The organism is Bacillus sp. C-3-6 (assembly GCF_054509685.1).
In genome coordinates, this window is record NZ_CM137247.1 from 1,984,071 (window position 1) to 2,002,666 (window position 18,596).

Here is an 18,596-nt window from a genome sequence, read left to right on the forward strand (position 1 = left end):
TTTATGTTTAGTTCACAAACTTTCGGAAAAACTAGGAAAGATATGACAAAGGAGGTTATGAACGGTGGATCATCCAATTCAAGGGTTAATGAAAGCAGCAATGGAAAATTTAAAAGAAATGGTTGATGTAAATACGATTGTTGGAGAGCCTGTTCAAACGGCTGACGGTGGTGTGGTGTTAACGGTTTCTAAAGTAGCGTTCGGTTTTGGAGCAGGAGGTTCTGATTTCCAAACGAATGATGGACAAAGAGCGAACGGTAACCCTGCATTTGGTGGCGGTAGCGCGGGTGGTGTTTCGATTACACCAGTAGCATTTCTTGTGGTGAATAAAGATGGAGTAAATATTCTTCATTTACAAAATGCGACACATTTAGCAGAAAAAATGATTGAATTAGCTCCACAAACAATTGATAAAATTCAATCGATGTTCCAAAAAGAAGAAAAGAAAGAGGGAAATCATCATCCTCAAAACCCTGATGAAATCCTTTAAAAACGCCTGCTTATGAGCAGGCGTTTTTTCTTGTAATCACTATGTAATAAAACACATGAAATTGTAAATAGTTTTTGAAGTTTTTTCTATGTTTCTAAAATTTTTCATGTTAAAATATGCTATAGAATTGAAACATATAAAACGAAGGTGGCTAGGTGCTTTGTCTGGAGGATCTGACCAAGTAAAGAATATGATATATATTAATGGTAATCGTCGAGGTCATTGTTTTATTACATCAGGAATTACGTTTAAAGAGTTTGCGAGTAACATCCCTTCACCGCTTCATCAAGTGTTGCTTTTGAAGCACAACTTTGAATGGACGGATTTTCATTATCATACTTTATTTGAATATGTTGAGGAAGAAAATATACATAAGTTAATTCAAGCAGAGATTGATGAATTTGATGAATTTTGTTGGGTAGATTTTGATGATGCAAGCGATTTAGATGAATTAGAGCCGAAAGAAATTGCAGAATTATTATATTTGGCTCACAAAAAAGAACCACTTGCAAGAACATTCTTTCCGCTGTTGAAAAATAGATTTGTTTATTTTTCACATGATGACGGATGGTACAACAAAGTGTATTATCGTAGAATTGCCGATTTTGTAGGAATGTTAAGTAAAGTCATTCCTTATAAACTCGGTGCTTTCGGTAAGAAACGTTTTTCTTTCTTCCAAAAATCAAAAATTTTCCCAGCAATTTCAAAAGAATTGATTATGGGACTTCTTCCACTAATGGAAGATGGTCTTTACATAGATCTAGCAGGGAAGATTGAGTCAAGAAGAGGTCTTGAAATTCCGGTATATGTAGTTGGTTCGTATGAAAGTACGGATGAGGTGCTAGATAATATCGATGAATTGAAAGAGGAAGCAACAGAAACAGGTTGGCTCATTTTTGATAAGAAAGAACAAGAGTGGCAATGGGTTGTTGACTAAGAAAACTTGGCGCATGAAGTCAAGTTTTCTTGTCATTTGAAAGGAGTACAAATGAAGAAATATTATACAATTGTGGGTATTGTAAGTATTATTCTCGTGGCAATATTACTTATAACTTGTCCGAAAGAATCAGATTTTAAAGTGTATGTAGAGGATAAGTATGCGTTGAATTGTAATGAGAGTAGTTTTGAATGCACGCAAAATGTAGATGGTAAAAAAGAAAAACTACAATTTGAAAGTACAGATGCACGAAATGGTGTATTCTTTATGACTGTAAAGCAAACATTTAAAACAGAAGCTGGTGTTTCAAAAGAATATAGCGGAGTAGGAATGTTTGGTACATTTCTTTTTGTTTCAGAGAAGACTTTCTAGTAATAGAAGGTCTTTTTTTTATGCTTATGTTCATATAGATGAAGTAAGACAAGCATAGGAGGGATAGCGATGAAGAACACATGTATCGTTTGCGGTGGTGAGGAGTTTTTTTCCTCAACATTATATGCACGTACGAAACAAGATTGGGCATATGCACCAAACATGTATCGGTTTGAAAAAGTATTTATTGAGCATAGGGATGAAGAAAATTATCCAGTGTTTCAAGAAATTACAGCGAAACATTGTTGTGGATGCGGTCATATTATGTTGTATCATGAATGAACACACCAAGTATAACTTGGTGTGTTTTTTTAAAACGCTGACAAAGCAAGCGGATAAAGTAAAGTAAATAAAACAGAAAAACTACCAAAACCAATTGCTGTATATCCAAGCGTTCTTGCTCCGAAATTGACAGCTAATAGGCCAACTAAAATTGCTAGGGAGCCGAGCGTAACTGGATAAAAAGCAATGGAGAATAACGAAAGAAATAAAGCGACATAGCCTACCATTGCACCGGTATTTGTACCTTCTATCTCATTTGCAATTTCTTTACGCTTATGTCTAATTGGAATGCCAGCTGGTGATATTTCAGCTGCATACTCTTCGTTTTTTTCACCACTTTTAAAATGATGATTTCTCTTTCTTCGCATGTACATCCCTCTCTTTCAATTGGGTGTACCTATAGTATCTTTCATAAAGAGAAGAACATGAGTATGAGTTAAACCCAAGTAAAGCAAAAATTGGAGAATAAAGATTCCTTCATTAGCATGTATATCTCCTTATGAAGATAAAACAGGAATTTTGGAAAATGATGTAGAATGAAATGAGTGATAAAGCGTGAAGGTAGGGGAATGTATGACAACATTTAATTGGCATGAATCAGCAGAGAAGAAATGGGATAGTAGCGCAGAGTTTTGGAATCAAAATAGTCAAGAGATGTGGGATAGCGGGAGTAGGAGTACAATTATTCCGTTTTTTGAACAATACGTGAAGAAAGAAGCACAAGTGCTCGATGTTGGTTGTGGTGATGGGTACGGTACATATAAATTAAGTAGCGCAGGCTATAAAGCAGTGGGAGTAGATTTATCGGAAGTGATGATTCAAAAAGGTAAGGAGCGCGGAGAAGGACCGAATTTATCTTTTATAAAAGGAGATCTTTCTGCATTACCATTTGAAAATGAGCAATTTGAATCAATTATGGCAATTAATTCTTTAGAATGGACGGAAGAGCCATTACGAGCGTTAAATGAAATAAAGCGTGTGTTAAAGAAAGATGGATATGCATGTATTGCAATTTTAGGACCGACAGCAAAGCCACGAGAGAACAGTTATCCTCGCTTGTATGGAAAAGACGTTGTTTGTAATACGATGATGCCTTGGGAATTTGAACAGTTAGCGAAAGAACAAGGTTTTAAAGTTATAGATGGCATCGGCGTATATAAGCGCGGAGTAAATGAGAAGATGTTAGGTCAACTACCTACAGAGTTACAACAATCGTTAACATTCTTATGGGTATTTATGTTAAAAAACGTATAAAGAAATGAAAGAATTTTTAGGAGGTAAATAAGTGCAGAAAATACAAAAAACTGATACAATATCATCAGAACCAATTAAAGGGGGACTAGGGTATATGACAACTACTACAACAGTGAAATCCGATATTGAAATCGCACAAGAAGCGAGTATGAAGAAGATTCAAGAAATTGCAGCTGATTTAAATATTTTAGAAGATGAATTAGAGCCATACGGGCATTATAAAGGTAAGTTATCTCTTGATATTTTTAAGCGCTTACAAGATGAGAAAGACGGTAAAGTTGTTTTAGTAACAGCAATTAACCCAACTCCAGCTGGAGAAGGTAAATCAACAGTAACAGTTGGTTTAGGTCAAGCTTTTAACAAAATTGGTAAGAAAACAGTAATTGCACTTCGTGAACCATCTCTTGGACCGACGATGGGATTAAAAGGTGGAGCAGCAGGTGGCGGTTTTTCACAAGTCGTACCAATGGAAGACATTAACCTTCACTTTACTGGAGATATCCATGCGATCACAACTGCCAATAACGCATTAGCAGCGTTTATTGATAATCATATCCAACAAGGAAACACACTTGGAATTGATACGCGTAAAATTGTTTGGAAACGCTGTGTTGACTTAAATGATCGTGCCCTTCGTAACGTAGTAATTGGTCTTGGTGGACCTGTACAAGGTGTACCACGTGAAGACGGTTTTGACATTACAGTCGCATCTGAAATTATGGCCGTATTCTGCCTTGCAACAGATATTCAAGACTTAAAAGCGCGTCTATCTCGCATCGTAGTTGCTTATAACTTTGCAAATCAACCTGTAACGGTTAAAGATTTAGGTGTAGAAGGTGCGTTAACGCTATTATTAAAAGACGCATTAAAACCAAACTTAGTACAAACATTAGAAAATACACCAGCTATTATTCATGGCGGACCATTTGCGAATATTGCTCACGGTTGTAACAGTGTTATCGCTACGACAATGGCAGCAAAATTAGGTGATTATGTTATTACAGAAGCTGGATTTGGTGCTGATTTAGGCGCTGAGAAGTTTTTAGATATTAAAGCTCGTGCAGCTGGCATTAAACCAGAAGCAGTTGTTATTGTTGCGACGATTCGTGCGCTTAAAATGCATGGTGGCGTAGCAAAAGATCAATTAAAAGAAGAAAATGTAGATGCATTAGCAAAAGGTATGGAAAACTTACAGAAGCATGTTGAAACAATTCAAAGCTTTGGTGTGCCTTTCGTAATTGCAATTAATAAATTCATTACAGATACAGATGCAGAAGTTACATACTTACAAGAGTGGTGTAATGAGCGTGGCTATGCAGTATCCTTAACAGAAGTTTGGGAGAAGGGTGGCCAAGGCGGAGTTGACCTTGCTGAAAAAGTACTAAAAGAAATCGAAAAAGGTGAAAACAACTACGCACCACTTTATGAATTAGAATTACCATTAGAAGAAAAAATTCGTACAATTGCTCAAAAAGTGTATGGCGCAAAAGATATTGAATTTGCTCCGAAAGCACGTAAGCAATTAGCTCAATATGAAGGAGAAGGTTGGAGTAACCTACCAGTTTGTATGGCGAAAACACAATACTCTCTTTCTGACGATGCAACAAAATTAGGTCGTCCATCTGACTTTATCGTTACAATTCGTGAGTTAAAACCATCTATCGGTGCAGGCTTTATCGTTGCGTTAACAGGTACAATGTTAACAATGCCAGGTCTTCCAAAACAACCAGCAGCACTTCAAATGGATGTAAATGAAGATGGAAAAGCAGTAGGTTTATTCTAAAAGGTTGTAATTCATCTCGTTTATCTGTAAACTATATATACATCAAGTGGCGCCTTTCCATCGAAAGGCGCCTGTTTTTTGGAGGAAATTATGTTTGATCCAACTGCTTTTGACAATTTAAAAGTAATCGTAGAAGGTGCTGTGTATGATTTTGATCTACATGGAGATATTCTTGTAACAGATCGAAAAGATATGATGGACCTTGCCTCATTAAGTCGTATATATCATATCTCATTTCAATTAACAGAACCGTTCGAACCATTAGTAGAAGCAACATTTTCATTATCTGTGGATGCAAAGAACTTGTCTGGTGAAATACTAGAAGTGCCTCAGTTTACACCAGGTTGTGAAATGAAGCTAGCATTTTCATTCCCGTTAGAACAACCAGAAGTAGGATGCGAAGAAATTGAAACTTTAATGCGTTCTATATGGGGAAAAGAAAGAATGATTATGCAGAAAGTTTCATACGAATATAATAAGCAAGCGATTTCATATCATAATAAGGTAGAGGTTCTATTTCAAAAAGCGATTACAGAAGACCATGTTGATGATTTAATAGCTGTTATTTCACACATGATAGAAACGGTGCGAACAATACAGCATTTTCTTCAAAAATAGAGATAAAGGAGAAAAACAAATGATAAAAGATATGCAACCATTTTTACAAGAAGCTTGGGAGAAGGCTGGTTTTAAAGAATTAACTGAAATTCAAAAACAAGCGATTCCAACTATTTTAGAAGGACAAGACGTTATAGCTGAATCTCCAACTGGAACAGGAAAAACATTAGCGTACTTATTACCCCTTTTACATAAAATTAATCCTGAAGTAAAACAGCCACAAGTTGTTATTTTAGCTCCAACGCGTGAACTTGTAATGCAAATTCATGAAGAGGTTCAAAAATTTACAGCAGGAACTGAAATTTCAGGTGCATCTTTAATTGGTGGTGCAGATATTAAGCGCCAAGTTGAAAAATTAAAGAAACACCCAAGAGTAATTGTCGGTTCACCAGGCCGTATCTTAGAATTAATTCGTATGAAAAAGCTAAAAATGCATGAAGTAAAAACAATTGTATTTGATGAGTTTGATCAAATTGTAAAGCAAAAAATGATGGGTGCAGTGCAAGATGTAATTAAATCAACGATGCGCGATCGTCAATTAGTATTCTTCTCGGCGACAATGACAAAAGCGGCAGAAGATGCGGCACGTGATTTAGCAGTTGAACCACAATTAGTACGTGTAACACGTGCAGAATCAAAAAGCTTAGTTGAGCATACGTATATCATTTGTGAGCGACGCGAAAAAAATGATTACGTAAGAAGAATTATGCATATGGGCGATGTAAAAGCAGTTGCTTTCTTAAACGATCCATTCCGTTTAGATGAAATTACTCAGAAATTGAAATTCCGTAAAATGAAAGCAGCGGCTCTTCATGCAGAAGCAAGTAAACAAGAGCGTGAAGCAACGATGCGTGCTTTCCGCGGTGGAAAATTAGAAATCCTACTTGCTACTGATATTGCAGCACGCGGTATTGATATTGATGATTTAACACATGTAATTCACTTAGAATTACCAGACACAGTAGACCAATACATTCACCGCTCAGGACGTACTGGACGTATGGGTAAAGAAGGAACTGTCGTATCTCTTGTAACTCCACAAGAAGAGCGCAAATTACTACAATTTGCGAAAAAACTAGGCATCGTATTTACGAAGCAAGAAATGTTCAAAGGAACATTTGTAGAATCGAAGCCACCAGCACCTAAGAAAAAGAAACCAGCATTTACTGGGAAGAAAAAGCCTAGATAAATAATGGGGAAGGCGTAACTATTTGTAGTTACGTCTTTTTTATTTGCAATTGAATAATACAAGGAGTTTTATTAATGATTATTGAAATGTATCTATTATCACTTTTTTAATCAACATATGTACAAGGAAGTAATATAAAAAAAGTCGAATATTAAACTGATGCGAAATGATAAAAAGAAGGTTCATATATGGATAGGAAATTAGGAATGTTTTTGAATACGAAACATATTGAAGTAAACGAAGGAATACAAAAAGCAAGGGAATGGGATTTAGAATATATTCAATTATATGCTATGAATAAAAACTTCAACTTAGCTAATATTCCAGTGGTAGAATGGACTGCTTTAAAGAAAAGCTTATCTTTTAATGGAATAAAGATTCCATCATTAGCAATTAGTTTTGGAGAAAATGGAATTACAGGAACAGAAGTTGACAGTACAATAAATCAGATTAAATATATTACTGACAGAGGTTTGGAGCTGGGAGCAAAGATCATAACAGCTCATATTGGGAAAGTTCCAGATGATGAAAAAAGTGAGTGCTATGATAAAATGATACGGGTTTGTTATGAGATAGGAGAATTAGCATTCAAATTTGGGGGAGTCTTTGCTATTGAGACAGGATCTGAAAAAGCAATAGTATTAAAACGATTTTTAGAAAATGCAAACTCGAAAGGACTAGCTGTTAACTTTGACCCAGCAAATTTAATAAGTGATGTAAATGAAAATCCGTTAGAAGGTTTATTACTATTAAAAGATTATATAGTACAAACTCATATTAAAGATTGTAAAGAAGTGAAAAGTAATAGTTCAAGTAAGTATATAGAAGTAGCAGTAGGAAATGGTGAAGTGGATTTCGATATATTCTTCAAAGTATTAGATGAAATTGGATTCGACGGATATAACATGATTGAAAGAAACAATTATTTTGACGAACTGGATGGGATGAGTCAGTCGATAAATTTTGCAAAGAAGTACATACCAACTCAAAAGGAATAATGATACCAGCTGTAGAAAGCTACATAGAATGTAAAAAAACAATAGGAGGAATACAAATGATTCATAAAGTAGGACAAATTATGTTATATGTAAATAATCAAGATGAGGCAGTAAATTTTTGGACGGAAAAGGTAGGGTTTCATGTAGTTGCAGAGGAAGATAACAAGCAAGGAATGAGATGGATTGAAATTGCTCCAACTAACGGTGTTGAAACGAGCATTATATTACATAATAAAGAAGTTATTTCGAAAATGAGCCCAGAATTAAATCTTGGTACACCGTCCTTAATGTTCTTCTCAGAAAATCTGGATCAATTATATGCAGGTTTAAAAAATAAAAATGTTACTGTTGGAGAAATGGTAACTATGCCTTCTGGTAAAGTGTTTAACTTTGCTGATAGTGAAGGGAATTATTTTGCGGTTATGGAGAAGAATCAATAATAATATTGCTATGTGAAAATCCCCCTCAAATATATTGAGGGGGATTAAATCTTTGAAGTGGATTTTTCATGAGAGAGTTGTGTAATAAAAAATACACCTTTTTCAATAGCGGTTTCAATGTAACCGACAATTTGATTAAACGTAAACACCTGTAAGTCTTCATGCAAATGTTGCTCAGGATACAACATATCTTCAAAAAGATACTTTCGAAAAGCTAAAACGTTTTCTTTAGAAACCTCTTCAATATCCACAATGTGAGCCTCTTGATTGAGAAGAGAGAAGAGCTGTTGTTCTTGATCGTAATGATGAAGCAACTTTGCATTTAACAGTTTAAAATCGTTATAGTACAGGGGTGCGATGGTTTCGTCATTCTCTATTCTATTTTTTAGCCATGGTAGAAAAAAGCCACTTAGCCAATTATCATCGGCAATGAGGTGGGTATAATAGCCTAAAATAAAGGGGGAATCTATATGTGCTTCGTATTTATGAAAGAATGAATCATAATCTATTCTTCTCGTATAGTTCTTCGTTGTACCAGCGTAAAAGTGTGAAGTTCCTTTTTCTTCTGCTGAATGAACCGCATCAGGGGCTACCCCTCCAAGTAAGAAAGAAGTTTTATCTTGAATACATAGTTTCTCAGCAATACCGTTAGCGATAATAACATGCATAATTCGTGATCCCATGAATGCCACCTCTGTTTCAAGTATTCATTTCAGGAAGAAGACTGAACAGTTAGTATTACTTTCCCTGTACTTTTTCTACTTTCGACCCATTCATGTGCTTTCCCTGCATCTTGAAGGGGAAAAGATTTTGTAGCTTTCATTTGCAAACTTCCGTCACGCAAATAACGGAAAACTTCATTTGCCGTTTCTTGGAGTAGTTCAGGACGTTTTTTCCGTGTAGTGCCAAAGCTAAAGCCTAGTATAGAGCGGCAACTTGCGTGTAAATCTTTCGTTTTGAAATTGCCAATTTTACCGCTTGCATTACCGAAATGAACGAGGCGACCGTAATAAGCTAGGCAGTTTAAACTTCTTTCAGAGACAGTTCCAGAAATAGAGTCCAAAATTATATTCACTCCTTCTCCGTTTGTCAGCTCATTGACTTTCTCTACAAAATCTTCATCTTGATGACAAATAACATAATCAGCTCCAGCATCTAAAGCGATTTCTTTTTTCGTTTCACTTCCGACAGTACCGATAACTGTTCCAGCCCCTAATCGTTTTGCAAGTTGAATCGCGGTAGTACCAATTCCGCCAGCAGCTGCATGAATCAGCACGGATTCATTTTGTTGAAGCCTTGCAACATTCACGAGTAAATTATAGCTTGTGAAAGATACGATCGGACAAGCAGCTGCGGTTTGAAAGTCGACTTCATGGGGTAAAACGAAAGTGAGATTTTCATTTGAAACAACGTACTCTGCGTAAGATCCATTTTGAGGAAAAGCAATGACACGCTGTCCAGGTTGAATATTTTTCACATGAGAACCGACGCGTTCTACAATACCAGTGGCATCTATACCTGGAATAAAAGGTAGTGCTTTATTTCCTTTTTTGCCATAACGTGATTTAATATCAGCGAAATTTACACTAGTAGCAACAACAAGAATTAAAACTTGATCTTCTGAAATAGCCGGTATATCCAAATCTGTATATTTCATCACTTCAGGACCACCGAACGACGTTACAACGATAGCTTTCATCATATATCCTCCTAAATTTGACTATATAAATCATTTTAAATCTTTATCAGAAATTGGAAAATTATATAATAGTTATGCGTGGTTATAAGTGAAGCTTATGAACTCATTGAATCATAATATTAATTTATATAAAAATTTTTTTCGGAAAAATCGAACGAAATATGAATTACTTGCCAATATATAGTGTAAGACAAAGGAGGGCTGGAATATGAAGGCTGAAATAGATTACGCACATTTAATTCGATTAACTTTATCAGGAAATAAAGAAGCGTATAGCGAATTGTATGATGTAACGATTCAAGAAGTATATAAAACAGCACATTTTTTAATTGAAGATAAAACGGATGTAGATGATGTCGTTCAAGAAGTATACATACAGCTATATGAATCGCTTCGTAAATATGATAGCGAGAAGCCATTTCGCCCTTGGCTAATTGGGCTTGCGATTAAACAAATTCATTCTTATAGAAGAAAGAGGTGGATGCGACTACGAATTATGAAAAAAGCAGAAGAGCAAAGAAAGCCAGTGCAAATTGATTTTTCTAACGATGTTGTAAGTAAAATATCAAACCAAAAACTAATCGAACTCATTCATAAATTACCGTATAAATTGAAACAAGTTATTATCTTAAGATACTTATACGAATATTCACAAGAAGAAGTAGCACAAATATTACATATTCCAATTGGTACAGTGAAGTCTAGAATTCATGCGGCATTAAAGAAAATACGTCAAAAAGAGCAAGTAGAAGAAATCTTTTTAGGAGAGGTAGGGAATGTGAAATGAGTTTAGATTGTAGAGTTAGAGAATCTATACGAGAAGAAGCGAAGGGGATTGTTGCCCCGCCGGAGTTAAAAGAAAAAGTAATTGTTCAAATCAAAATGAATCGCGGGGGAAATAAGGTGAAGAAACGTCTTATCGCCGGAGTGCTTGCAGCAGCATTTTTAATCCCTACGACCGGTTTTACATATCAATCTATTATGGCGGATGGTATATACGGATCATTTGAGAATTTAAAAAAACACGCCGGAGCGATGACGTTAGAAGCGTATATGCGTTTTAATGCAAAGTTATCAGAAGCGAAAGATGAAATGGGCACGAAGGAATATGAGGAGTTTACAAAAGAACTAAAAAAATTAACAAATGCAAAGCTTGCGTACGGAGATTCGAATGGTAATATAGATTATGATCAATTATCACCAGCTAAAAAAGAGGAATTGAAAAAGGTAGTAATGGAGCTTCATCCGTATTTTGATAAATTAAATGGCCATAAATCTAGTAAAGAAGTATTAACGCAAGAAGAGTTTGATCGCTATATGGAAGCTTTAATGACACATGAAATAGTACGAGTGAAGACAAAATCAACTGGTGCAATAAAAATAGAAGAAGTACCTGAGGCGTACAAAGAAAGATTTATTAAAGCGGAGCAGTTTATGGAGTATGTAGATGAAAAGGTGAGATAAGTAAAAAAGCTCAAAGCTTTAGTTTTGAGCTTTCTTTATTAAAAGAAAATAGAGCATTTAATTATATTTTTTCATCGTTGCATTGTCCTTTTGTATAAAACAATCTAAAAGGGAATAACCAGCTATTAAACTAATAATCGTAACAAAAGTTGTATTTATTAGAATAATATTAACTAAATAAGGTAGGTATTCGGCAAGTGGTGAAAAGAGTAGTGCTGGGGAAAAGGAAATGAATAGTGTAGGCACTGTAATAGCAATAAATTTATCCGGTTGAAAGCTCCAGTTTTGTTTACTCGTTTCGCGATTAATAGATTGAAGGAATCGTAATAAAATGCCAACTATAAGAGGGAAGAGTGTAAAGTAGAATAATCTTGGATAAACGTTAAAGTTCACTTGTGCATCTGTATCTAAATAAAATTGAATTTTTACTCCTACAAATAATAATAAGACGATAAATAATGTGAAGCAGAGGTATAGCATCACTTTTTGCATTATATTCCACCATCCTTTACTCAAAATATATTCAAAAAAAGAAGAGATATACAATAACTACTGTTGTATATCTCTTCTTTTACTGTTAGTTAATAGTGGAGTTTGCTTTATCTTGCTTCGTGAAATAATCAATAATGCCCATTGCGCTAATTTCTATATCTAAATGTAAAATATTATAAACGGAATGATCTGATGGAACGTTTAACTTTGTAAGATGAGAAGAGATTTTATCCATTAACAAAGTTTGTAAAGCTTTAGTTGCTTCATCGAAATCATTATACTTTTCAAAGACTTCCTTACCAGTATGAACGAAAATAGGTAGCCAATATTCCAGTTGATTATATACTTCTGTAATATGAGAGGATGCGCCGTAATGACCGAAATAAATAGTATCTACATTTATACTTTGAATGTGATTTTTAGAAGTAATCATCGCATCTGGTTGGAATTGTGAAGGGGACGTTGATGGTAGATATAACTCTACATCAACGTCTGCGAGTTCTCTATAATAAATTCCAATTGTATCGCCAGTAAAAATCCCGTTTGTTAATGAATCGTGAATGCTAATATGGTGCTTCGCATGTCCTGGTGTATCATAAAATGTAAGGGTGCGGTCTTTTGCAATTTTTAACGTATCACCATGTTGTACAATATGAACACGTTCTTCTTCAATTGGAAGAATTGGATCAAAGAGTTTATCGAAATCTTCTTTGTAGACAGCTTTTGCACCTAAAATAAGTTTTGTTGGATCAATCATATGACGAGCACCACGAGAATGCACATATAACGTAGCATTTGGGCACTTTTCCATCATTAAACCAGCTGCGCCAGCGTGATCTAAATGCACATGTGTAACGATAATGTTTTTAACATCGTTTAAATCAATATGTAATTGTTGTAAGCCGTCTAAAATATACGGAAGAGAAGGGGCTGCACAAGTTTCAATTAAAGTAATATCGTCACCTAATAAAACGTACGTACCTGTTCGTTCATTATGCTGTAAATCGAAATCATCAATAAGATATAGGTGAGAAGATAATTGCTCTACTTTTTTCATAGTTACCACTCCTTATATACTGCATGTTTTTATTATACGCTAAAATAGAAAAAAGGCAGAAAACGAAGCTCGTCTTCTGCCTTTTTGTAATATTATTATTTCGTTTGTTGTTTATTAATAGACATAATGAACAGTCCAACAATCCCGCCTACTAATGGAAGCATAATCTCTCCTGCTAAATTAAAGTAGGAGCTTAAGAATAAACCATTTACATCGATTACCCAGCCAGTAACAAACAATAACATCATATATAGTACGAAATAAAACTCGCGATTTGAAATCGTTTCATGTTGTGCAGTTTTCATAATGAACACCATCCTTTTCTTTTATAATGGAATATAAACTGTCACATTTTGTTCACATTTCAATTGTAAAACTTTCCATCATAAAAGTCTAGTAGTTTGTGTCGAATTTTCGAACAGAAATAAAGCGCTATCATTACAACTTATAAGTACGTAATAAGAGCTGTATATTCACGAATGTAGTATAGTATAAACATAGAATGATAGTGAAGAGAGGGGCAAAGACAATGACAGTTTATGATTTTTCAGCTAAAACAATTACAGGTGAAGAAAAATCGTTAAAAGATTACGAAGGAAAAGCACTTCTTATTGTCAATGTAGCTAGCAAATGTGGTTTCACACCACAATATAAAGGATTACAAGAGGTATATGATAAATATAAAGACCAAGGACTCGAAATACTTGGATTTCCTTGTAACCAATTCGGGGGACAAGAACCAGGTACAGAAGCGGACATTACTAGCTTTTGTGAATTAAACTACGGTGTAAACTTCCCGATGTTTGCAAAGGTTGATGTGAAAGGTGATAAGGCTCACCCTCTATATACATACATGACAGAACAAGCACCAGGTTTACTTGGTATGAAAGCAGTGAAATGGAATTTTACGAAGTTTTTAATCGGAAAAGACGGGAAAGTAGTAGGGCGTTTTGCTCCGCAGACGAAGCCGGTAGATTTAGAGGTTGAGATTGAGAAGGTGCTTGGGGAATAAGCAGGAGTTTCACTTTATTAAAAAACGTCTCAAAGAACAATGTAGTTCTTTGAGACGTTTTCTTTAAACTCAAATTTTCAAGATTAAATAACTGTATCAAAGCCATCTGATTTAGGTGGAGAAGCTGCTTTTTTCATAAGCACTTCCCATAAGTGTACGGATTTCTTCCATTCTACCGTAGCCTGCCCCTGTTGATACATAGCGTTCTCATAACTGGCAGTAAGTTGTTGCATATCGGCCGAGTTGTAAAGTGTATCGATATGGAGAGCGTATTCTCGGAATGTTTGACTTTCACCCCGTGGTATGCCAATTCTCGCAAATTGTTTTAAAAGTGCACCGTAAGCTTTTTGATAAACAGCATCATCTTTTCGGTATTTATAGAAATGAATAATAAGAAATGTCATCCATTTCATTCTAGTGGTGAAGAGAATGTATCCTATAATACTAATTAGTGCCGTAGAGAGGAATACATACCACCAAGAAAAACTAGTTTTAGAATTTGTGACCTTTTTAGTAGAAGCTTCTTCTGTATTTTCAATTAAACTTTTAAGTTTTGCTTCATTATTTCGTTGTTGTATTTGCTCGTTATTAGAATTATTTGCTTCGCTATTTTGTGAAATAGGAGCAGGCGTATTATTTATAAAATTATAGGGATTAGTAAATCCTTTTGTCGGTTCGAATGGAATCCATCCGTATTCTGGGAAATATACTTCGACCCAAGAGTGTGCGTTATCGTTCGTGATTGTATAAACATCCTCACCTTCTGCAGAGGCAAGTGTATTGTCAAGAGTTCCTTCTGTATAGCCTTTCACCCAGCGAGCTGGAATCCCGGCAGAACGAAGTAGTACAATCATAGACGTCGAAAAATTATTACAGTAGCCGCTTTTGGTATCGAAAAGGAATTGATCTACATAATCTTGGCTTTTGACAGGGAATGAGACATTCGTTGATTCGTATGTAAAAGAGTTGTCTGTGAAGTAATTTTCAATAGCTAATACTTTATCATATCGGTTGTCTTTATCATTTGTAAGATTGATAGCCAAGTCTTTTACGCGCTGTGGTAATGACTCGGGAAGTTGTGTGTACTTTGTCATAAAATAAGGATTTGTTTCTTGACCTTCATTTGTTTTTACAGCTTTCAAGTTTTTTATGGAAAACTCAGGGATCTCATATGTTACTTTATACGAATGTAAAGTAGTAGAAGAGTCTCCATTCATTGTATAAATTTTTTCTGAAAACGGGTCAACACTGTATGATACATCAGAAGAAGCTTCAACTGTTACTAATCCTGCTGGATAGGTAAGGTGAGGGTAACTTTTTTGCATGGTAATTGTTGCCTCAGTAGTTTCTGTTTTTGTATTTTGTTCGTACCAGCTTACGACGTCGTTTTTATTTTTAAAAGAAACCTTTTTCGGATTTTCAGAAACCTCCCAGCCTTTTCCGGTATAAAAATCTTTCGTTTCGACTCTCCAATATTGTTTGTTTTGCGTTCGTGCTGTGAAAACAATTGTAGGATCCGCCTTAAAAGGACCACCTAATCGTGAGTCATCTAAACCATACCCAATTGTAGAAACTTTTTTTTCTTTACTTGCTTCAGATGTGTTGAATTTTAAAAAATCCATTGGGTTTGGCCATTGAGAGCCAAATTTTGGAGCAAAGTATGCGATGGTTGCTAATAATACAATAAATATTGTAAGTGGTCTAAGTAATTTTGAGATTTCCCTAGCATAATTTTGTAAGTGTTCACGTTCTTTTATTCGTTCTACTTGAAGAAGACTAAGCATAAAAAAGCTGATGACAACAGTACGAATAATAGCGTAGTTTGCATTGTATAAATGTAAGTTATGAAAAGTTGCGATATAAATAATAGTCAATACAAGAAATAGAAACCCACGTTTTTTATGAATAATCCAAAATGAAGTAAAAGAACTCAAAAACCAAAATGAGAGAAAAAATAAAACCGTCGGAAAAACTGGAGAAATATCTAGTAAATTCCCTTGGAAAAACAGGGAGGAATTTCGAAACATATCAGAAAAGAATGCTGTTAGCCAAGATGGATTTATAAAAGCATTTTTATAATATAGGGAATGAATGATAAATAGGACTGTGACAATTTTTATTGGAATCTGCCACCTCGTTTGAAAAAAAGAGAGAGCGAAGCAAATTCCTATAAATGTTACGAAAATATCTAATCTACCTACATTTGTAATACCTATAAGAGGTCTTAGCCATTCTAGTAAAAGAAGAAATACACATGCATGCATAAAGAATCTGTTCGTATCCCACTTGTATTTTGTTTGTAATGTTATCATTTGCTCACCTCAAAAAACACGTTTGTATACCGGTTTTCATAAACCGTGTTTACAAATATTTGTCGTTTTTTTAGAGTTTCTATTATACTGATTTCTCGGTGTGAAAGTTGATTCGCTTTTTCTTTCACGACAAAAACCATACATTTTCTATTTCTTATAGCAGCACAATCAGCCGCCTTTTGAATATCGGGAGAAAGATTACTGGTCACGAGTATAACCGTGACGGGCTCATAAATTTTTCTTAGTTCCATGTCTACATTCTGGGAGAGCGGGAATACACTGTCTGCTTGCACTTTTGCTAAATGACAAAGGATTTGTTGTAACTGCGTATCTCCATTGTCTAAAGGGAAAATAGTTTGTTCTTTTCCGATAGACACGAATGATGCTGGTGAATTTTGTTTCAAGACAGCCCTTACGATAGAGGCAGTAAATGTGACGACTGATTCGAATAGAGGGGACTTGGTTCTGTCTATGAATATCATGACATTATGGCTGCGCTGTTGTTCAAACTCTTTTGTCATAATAGTGTTTGTTCGTGCAGTTGCTTTCCAATCAATCCATGAAAAGCGATCACCAGGTTTATAGTCTCTGACACCGACAGAGATTGTAGAATCTTTTGCTGAATTTATATTTGCTGAAAGCGCTCCTTGTTCGAAATGATTTTCCAATTGTCGATACGCTATATCTACATATTGGGGATAGACTAAAAATGTATCTGGAACTGAAAAAGTTACTTCTTTCTCCATCATGCCGAATAAATCGCCAGTTTTGACACGAACGCTTGAAAAAGTGTGCTCGCCTCTAGGGATTGTGTCAATAACATATTGAAACGAAATATTTCGTTTCAATCCTGGGAAGAGTACTACCTTATTCATCTTTGTTTGTTTACAACTTATAAATTGTGGTGGCAGTTCATCTTCTATAACTAAATAAAGTAAGGGAAAAGGAAATTTTCTTTTTATTGTAATCGTGCTTACAAATTGTTCTCCTACTACATATCCATTTTGGTTTGTTATTCGTCTTACTTCAGCGTCCCGTAAAGCGTAGAAGGGGAGTAGTAGCGAATAAAGAGCAATGGGAATTATGCTGTAAAACAAAAACCAACTGACAAACCCTCCTTGAAGCATAGCGTACACAAATGTTAAGACTAGACATAAAGGGAGTAGCAATAACTTCATAACGTGATATAGCGCTCGCAGCATTCGTTTCATCAAGGGTTCATCGTCCTTTGAGTAGGCACGGTAGTTCGTGCAACGATTTTTCCGATAACTTGTTCTCCTGTTATTCCTTCAAATTTTGCTTCCATTTTTAAAATGAGTCTATGTGCTAAAACGTAAGGAGCTAAAAATTTAACATCGTCTGGAATAACATAATTCCTGCCATGGATAAATGCATAAGCTTGTGAAGCTTTCATTAAAGCAATCGAGCCACGTGGACTTGCACCTAACTGTATAGAACTGTACGTACGAGTCTGATTAACAAGCTTTACAATGTAATGCTTAATTGCTTTGTCCATACTTACTACCCGTACGCTTTGTTGTAAATAAATTAATTCTTCTATTGTAGTAATGGTCTGTAATTGAGAGAGTGGATTTGTTTTTTCCATCCGGTTTAAAATTTCAAATTCTTCCTCTGGTGTAGGATATCCCATTTTTAGTTTCAATAAGAAACGATCGAGCTGAGCTTCTGGTAGAGAATATGTTCCTTCATATTCGACCGGATTTTGTGTAGCCATGACAAAGAACGGTTTTGGTAAAGGTCTTGTAATGCCATCTATTGTAATATTGCCTTCTTCCATACATTCAAGTAAAGCAGATTGTGTCTTTGGAGATGTACGATTAATTTCATCAGCAAGTACAAAATTCCCCATAATTGGTCCAGGCTTGAACTCAAATTGGAGCTCTTTCGGATTATAAATAGAAACTCCTGTTACATCTGACGGCAATAAATCAGGTGTAAATTGAATTCGCTTATAATCAGCATCAATGGATTTAGAAAGAGCACGTACTAGCATTGTTTTCCCGACACCAGGAACATCTTCTAATAGCACATGACCGTCAGCTAAGAGAGCTGTCAAAGCTAAGATCGTTTCTTTTCGTTTTCCGACCATTATTTTTTCAATATTATTGATTATTTTTTCTACAGTGGGATGTAATGAATCAAGCTGGGGCATCGTAATCCTCCTAATGTTATTATC

The 18,596-nt window shown here is 35.2% G+C and carries 22 protein-coding genes; 13 read left to right on the forward strand and 9 right to left on the reverse strand.

The window, feature by feature from the left end:
- The first annotated feature begins 64 nt into the window (after nucleotides 1-64).
- From ytfJ to ACW0JX_RS10290, 4 genes are all read left to right on the forward strand, one after another.
- Nucleotides 65-490 carry a GerW family sporulation protein gene (gene ytfJ, locus ACW0JX_RS10275; RefSeq protein WP_000349991.1) on the forward strand — a complete coding sequence of 142 codons (426 nt, stop codon included), beginning with the start codon at nucleotides 65-67 and terminating at the stop codon, nucleotides 488-490.
- 160 nt (nucleotides 491-650) lie between these two features.
- Nucleotides 651-1,427, forward strand: a complete 777-nt coding sequence (locus ACW0JX_RS10280) for an oxalate:formate antiporter (protein ID WP_459245647.1) — start codon at nucleotides 651-653, stop codon at nucleotides 1,425-1,427.
- A gap of 51 nt (nucleotides 1,428-1,478) precedes the next feature.
- Nucleotides 1,479-1,799: a hypothetical protein gene (locus ACW0JX_RS10285; protein WP_000761184.1), complete on the forward strand. Its 321-nt coding sequence runs from the start codon at nucleotides 1,479-1,481 to the stop codon at nucleotides 1,797-1,799.
- Nucleotides 1,800-1,868: 69 nt separating this feature from the next.
- Nucleotides 1,869-2,081, forward strand: a complete 213-nt coding sequence (locus ACW0JX_RS10290; protein ID WP_000798747.1) for a hypothetical protein — start codon at nucleotides 1,869-1,871, stop codon at nucleotides 2,079-2,081.
- A 29-nt stretch (nucleotides 2,082-2,110) separates the two neighbouring features.
- Here the strand turns inward: ACW0JX_RS10290 and ACW0JX_RS10295 are convergent, their stop codons facing one another.
- A complete protein-coding gene (locus ACW0JX_RS10295; protein WP_001253201.1) occupies nucleotides 2,111-2,449 on the reverse strand; it encodes a hypothetical protein in 339 nt (112 codons plus the stop codon).
- Between the two features lie 205 nt (nucleotides 2,450-2,654).
- Between ACW0JX_RS10295 and ACW0JX_RS10300 the strand changes: the two genes are divergently transcribed.
- From ACW0JX_RS10300 to ACW0JX_RS10325, 6 genes are all read left to right on the forward strand, one after another.
- On the forward strand, nucleotides 2,655-3,335 hold the full coding sequence (locus ACW0JX_RS10300; protein WP_459245648.1) for a class I SAM-dependent methyltransferase: 681 nt from the start codon (nucleotides 2,655-2,657) through the stop codon (nucleotides 3,333-3,335).
- Between the two features lie 94 nt (nucleotides 3,336-3,429).
- Complete coding sequence (locus ACW0JX_RS10305; protein ID WP_014482011.1) at nucleotides 3,430-5,118, forward strand: formate--tetrahydrofolate ligase; 1,689 nt, start codon at nucleotides 3,430-3,432, stop codon at nucleotides 5,116-5,118.
- 90 nt (nucleotides 5,119-5,208) lie between these two features.
- Nucleotides 5,209-5,736: a hypothetical protein gene (locus ACW0JX_RS10310; protein WP_000460216.1), complete on the forward strand. Its 528-nt coding sequence runs from the start codon at nucleotides 5,209-5,211 to the stop codon at nucleotides 5,734-5,736.
- A 19-nt stretch (nucleotides 5,737-5,755) separates the two neighbouring features.
- A complete protein-coding gene (locus ACW0JX_RS10315; protein WP_000588597.1) occupies nucleotides 5,756-6,925 on the forward strand; it encodes a DEAD/DEAH box helicase in 1,170 nt (389 codons plus the stop codon).
- A gap of 188 nt (nucleotides 6,926-7,113) precedes the next feature.
- Nucleotides 7,114-7,923, forward strand: a complete 810-nt coding sequence (locus ACW0JX_RS10320) for a sugar phosphate isomerase/epimerase family protein (protein ID WP_069355476.1) — start codon at nucleotides 7,114-7,116, stop codon at nucleotides 7,921-7,923.
- 56 nt (nucleotides 7,924-7,979) lie between these two features.
- The gene (locus ACW0JX_RS10325; RefSeq protein WP_098852613.1) at nucleotides 7,980-8,363 is read left to right on the forward strand and encodes a VOC family protein; all 384 of its coding nucleotides are present in this window, start codon (nucleotides 7,980-7,982) and stop codon (nucleotides 8,361-8,363) included.
- A gap of 44 nt (nucleotides 8,364-8,407) precedes the next feature.
- Here ACW0JX_RS10325 and ACW0JX_RS10330 read toward each other — a convergent pair whose 3' ends face one another.
- The gene (locus ACW0JX_RS10330; protein ID WP_053564665.1) at nucleotides 8,408-9,046 is read right to left on the reverse strand and encodes a hypothetical protein; all 639 of its coding nucleotides are present in this window, start codon (nucleotides 9,044-9,046) and stop codon (nucleotides 8,408-8,410) included.
- 29 nt (nucleotides 9,047-9,075) lie between these two features.
- Entirely contained in the window at nucleotides 9,076-10,062 is a 987-nt protein-coding gene (locus tag ACW0JX_RS10335) for a quinone oxidoreductase family protein (RefSeq protein ID WP_459245649.1), read from the reverse strand.
- 208 nt (nucleotides 10,063-10,270) lie between these two features.
- On the opposite strand from ACW0JX_RS10335, the gene ACW0JX_RS10340 reads away from it, so the two are divergent.
- Together ACW0JX_RS10340 and ACW0JX_RS10345 are read left to right on the forward strand one after the other, a co-directional pair.
- The gene (locus tag ACW0JX_RS10340; protein ID WP_144465436.1) at nucleotides 10,271-10,849 is read left to right on the forward strand and encodes a sigma-70 family RNA polymerase sigma factor; all 579 of its coding nucleotides are present in this window, start codon (nucleotides 10,271-10,273) and stop codon (nucleotides 10,847-10,849) included.
- Nucleotides 10,846-11,526 carry a DUF3600 domain-containing protein gene (locus ACW0JX_RS10345; RefSeq protein ID WP_075717269.1) on the forward strand — a complete coding sequence of 227 codons (681 nt, stop codon included), beginning with the start codon at nucleotides 10,846-10,848 and terminating at the stop codon, nucleotides 11,524-11,526. The genes ACW0JX_RS10340 and ACW0JX_RS10345 overlap by 4 nt, the downstream gene beginning before the upstream one ends.
- 57 nt (nucleotides 11,527-11,583) lie before the next feature.
- Here ACW0JX_RS10345 and ACW0JX_RS10350 read toward each other — a convergent pair whose 3' ends face one another.
- The 3 genes from ACW0JX_RS10350 to ACW0JX_RS10360 all read right to left on the reverse strand — a co-directional run bounded on the left by ACW0JX_RS10350 (nucleotide 11,584) and on the right by ACW0JX_RS10360 (nucleotide 13,380).
- Nucleotides 11,584-12,018, reverse strand: a complete 435-nt coding sequence (locus ACW0JX_RS10350) for a hypothetical protein (RefSeq protein ID WP_001174535.1) — start codon at nucleotides 12,016-12,018, stop codon at nucleotides 11,584-11,586.
- Between the two features lie 85 nt (nucleotides 12,019-12,103).
- Nucleotides 12,104-13,075, reverse strand: coding sequence for an MBL fold metallo-hydrolase (locus ACW0JX_RS10355; RefSeq protein WP_459245650.1), 972 nt, complete (start codon nucleotides 13,073-13,075; stop codon nucleotides 12,104-12,106).
- 95 nt (nucleotides 13,076-13,170) lie between these two features.
- Nucleotides 13,171-13,380 carry a DUF3925 domain-containing protein gene (locus ACW0JX_RS10360; protein ID WP_043938462.1) on the reverse strand — a complete coding sequence of 70 codons (210 nt, stop codon included), beginning with the start codon at nucleotides 13,378-13,380 and terminating at the stop codon, nucleotides 13,171-13,173.
- A 224-nt stretch (nucleotides 13,381-13,604) separates the two neighbouring features.
- Here ACW0JX_RS10360 and bsaA point away from each other — a divergent pair, with 224 nt between their 5' ends.
- Nucleotides 13,605-14,087 (forward strand): glutathione peroxidase, encoded by a 483-nt coding sequence (gene bsaA / locus ACW0JX_RS10365; RefSeq protein ID WP_000219434.1) that lies wholly within the window; start codon nucleotides 13,605-13,607, stop codon nucleotides 14,085-14,087.
- An 83-nt stretch (nucleotides 14,088-14,170) separates the two neighbouring features.
- On the opposite strand, the gene ACW0JX_RS10370 is transcribed toward bsaA, so the two are convergent.
- The 3 genes from ACW0JX_RS10370 to ACW0JX_RS10380 are packed head-to-tail and all read right to left on the reverse strand — an operon-like array spanning nucleotide 14,171 to nucleotide 18,572.
- Complete coding sequence (locus ACW0JX_RS10370) at nucleotides 14,171-16,399, reverse strand: transglutaminase TgpA family protein (RefSeq protein WP_459245651.1); 2,229 nt, start codon at nucleotides 16,397-16,399, stop codon at nucleotides 14,171-14,173.
- Complete coding sequence (locus tag ACW0JX_RS10375) at nucleotides 16,396-17,610, reverse strand: DUF58 domain-containing protein (RefSeq protein WP_144465438.1); 1,215 nt, start codon at nucleotides 17,608-17,610, stop codon at nucleotides 16,396-16,398. The genes ACW0JX_RS10370 and ACW0JX_RS10375 overlap by 4 nt, the downstream gene beginning before the upstream one ends.
- Nucleotides 17,610-18,572 carry an AAA family ATPase gene (locus tag ACW0JX_RS10380; protein ID WP_144465439.1) on the reverse strand — a complete coding sequence of 321 codons (963 nt, stop codon included), beginning with the start codon at nucleotides 18,570-18,572 and terminating at the stop codon, nucleotides 17,610-17,612. The genes ACW0JX_RS10375 and ACW0JX_RS10380 overlap by 1 nt, the downstream gene beginning before the upstream one ends.
- Between the last annotated feature and the right edge of the window lie 24 nt (nucleotides 18,573-18,596).

What these genes read in the sequence shown, in the direction of transcription:
- ACW0JX_RS10285 (WP_000761184.1), top strand. Translation starts at nt 1,479, where the DNA reads ATGAAGAAATATTATACAATTGTGGGTATTGTAAGTATTATTCTCGTG.
- ACW0JX_RS10290 (WP_000798747.1), top strand. Translation starts at nt 1,869, where the DNA reads ATGAAGAACACATGTATCGTTTGCGGTGGTGAGGAGTTTTTTTCCTCA.
- ACW0JX_RS10295 (WP_001253201.1), bottom strand. Translation starts at nt 2,449, where the DNA reads ATGCGAAGAAAGAGAAATCATCATTTTAAAAGTGGTGAAAAAAACGAA.
- ACW0JX_RS10300 (WP_459245648.1), top strand. Translation starts at nt 2,655, where the DNA reads ATGACAACATTTAATTGGCATGAATCAGCAGAGAAGAAATGGGATAGT.
- ACW0JX_RS10305 (WP_014482011.1), top strand. Translation starts at nt 3,430, where the DNA reads ATGACAACTACTACAACAGTGAAATCCGATATTGAAATCGCACAAGAA.
- ACW0JX_RS10310 (WP_000460216.1), top strand. Translation starts at nt 5,209, where the DNA reads ATGTTTGATCCAACTGCTTTTGACAATTTAAAAGTAATCGTAGAAGGT.
- ACW0JX_RS10315 (WP_000588597.1), top strand. Translation starts at nt 5,756, where the DNA reads ATGATAAAAGATATGCAACCATTTTTACAAGAAGCTTGGGAGAAGGCT.
- ACW0JX_RS10320 (WP_069355476.1), top strand. Translation starts at nt 7,114, where the DNA reads ATGGATAGGAAATTAGGAATGTTTTTGAATACGAAACATATTGAAGTA.
- ACW0JX_RS10325 (WP_098852613.1), top strand. Translation starts at nt 7,980, where the DNA reads ATGATTCATAAAGTAGGACAAATTATGTTATATGTAAATAATCAAGAT.
- ACW0JX_RS10330 (WP_053564665.1), bottom strand. Translation starts at nt 9,046, where the DNA reads ATGGGATCACGAATTATGCATGTTATTATCGCTAACGGTATTGCTGAG.
- ACW0JX_RS10335 (WP_459245649.1), bottom strand. Translation starts at nt 10,062, where the DNA reads ATGAAAGCTATCGTTGTAACGTCGTTCGGTGGTCCTGAAGTGATGAAA.
- ACW0JX_RS10340 (WP_144465436.1), top strand. Translation starts at nt 10,271, where the DNA reads ATGAAGGCTGAAATAGATTACGCACATTTAATTCGATTAACTTTATCA.
- ACW0JX_RS10345 (WP_075717269.1), top strand. Translation starts at nt 10,846, where the DNA reads ATGAGTTTAGATTGTAGAGTTAGAGAATCTATACGAGAAGAAGCGAAG.
- ACW0JX_RS10350 (WP_001174535.1), bottom strand. Translation starts at nt 12,018, where the DNA reads ATGCAAAAAGTGATGCTATACCTCTGCTTCACATTATTTATCGTCTTA.
- ACW0JX_RS10355 (WP_459245650.1), bottom strand. Translation starts at nt 13,075, where the DNA reads ATGAAAAAAGTAGAGCAATTATCTTCTCACCTATATCTTATTGATGAT.
- ACW0JX_RS10360 (WP_043938462.1), bottom strand. Translation starts at nt 13,380, where the DNA reads ATGAAAACTGCACAACATGAAACGATTTCAAATCGCGAGTTTTATTTC.
- bsaA (WP_000219434.1), top strand. Translation starts at nt 13,605, where the DNA reads ATGACAGTTTATGATTTTTCAGCTAAAACAATTACAGGTGAAGAAAAA.
- ACW0JX_RS10370 (WP_459245651.1), bottom strand. Translation starts at nt 16,399, where the DNA reads ATGATAACATTACAAACAAAATACAAGTGGGATACGAACAGATTCTTT.
- ACW0JX_RS10375 (WP_144465438.1), bottom strand. Translation starts at nt 17,610, where the DNA reads ATGAAACGAATGCTGCGAGCGCTATATCACGTTATGAAGTTATTGCTA.
- ACW0JX_RS10380 (WP_144465439.1), bottom strand. Translation starts at nt 18,572, where the DNA reads ATGCCCCAGCTTGATTCATTACATCCCACTGTAGAAAAAATAATCAAT.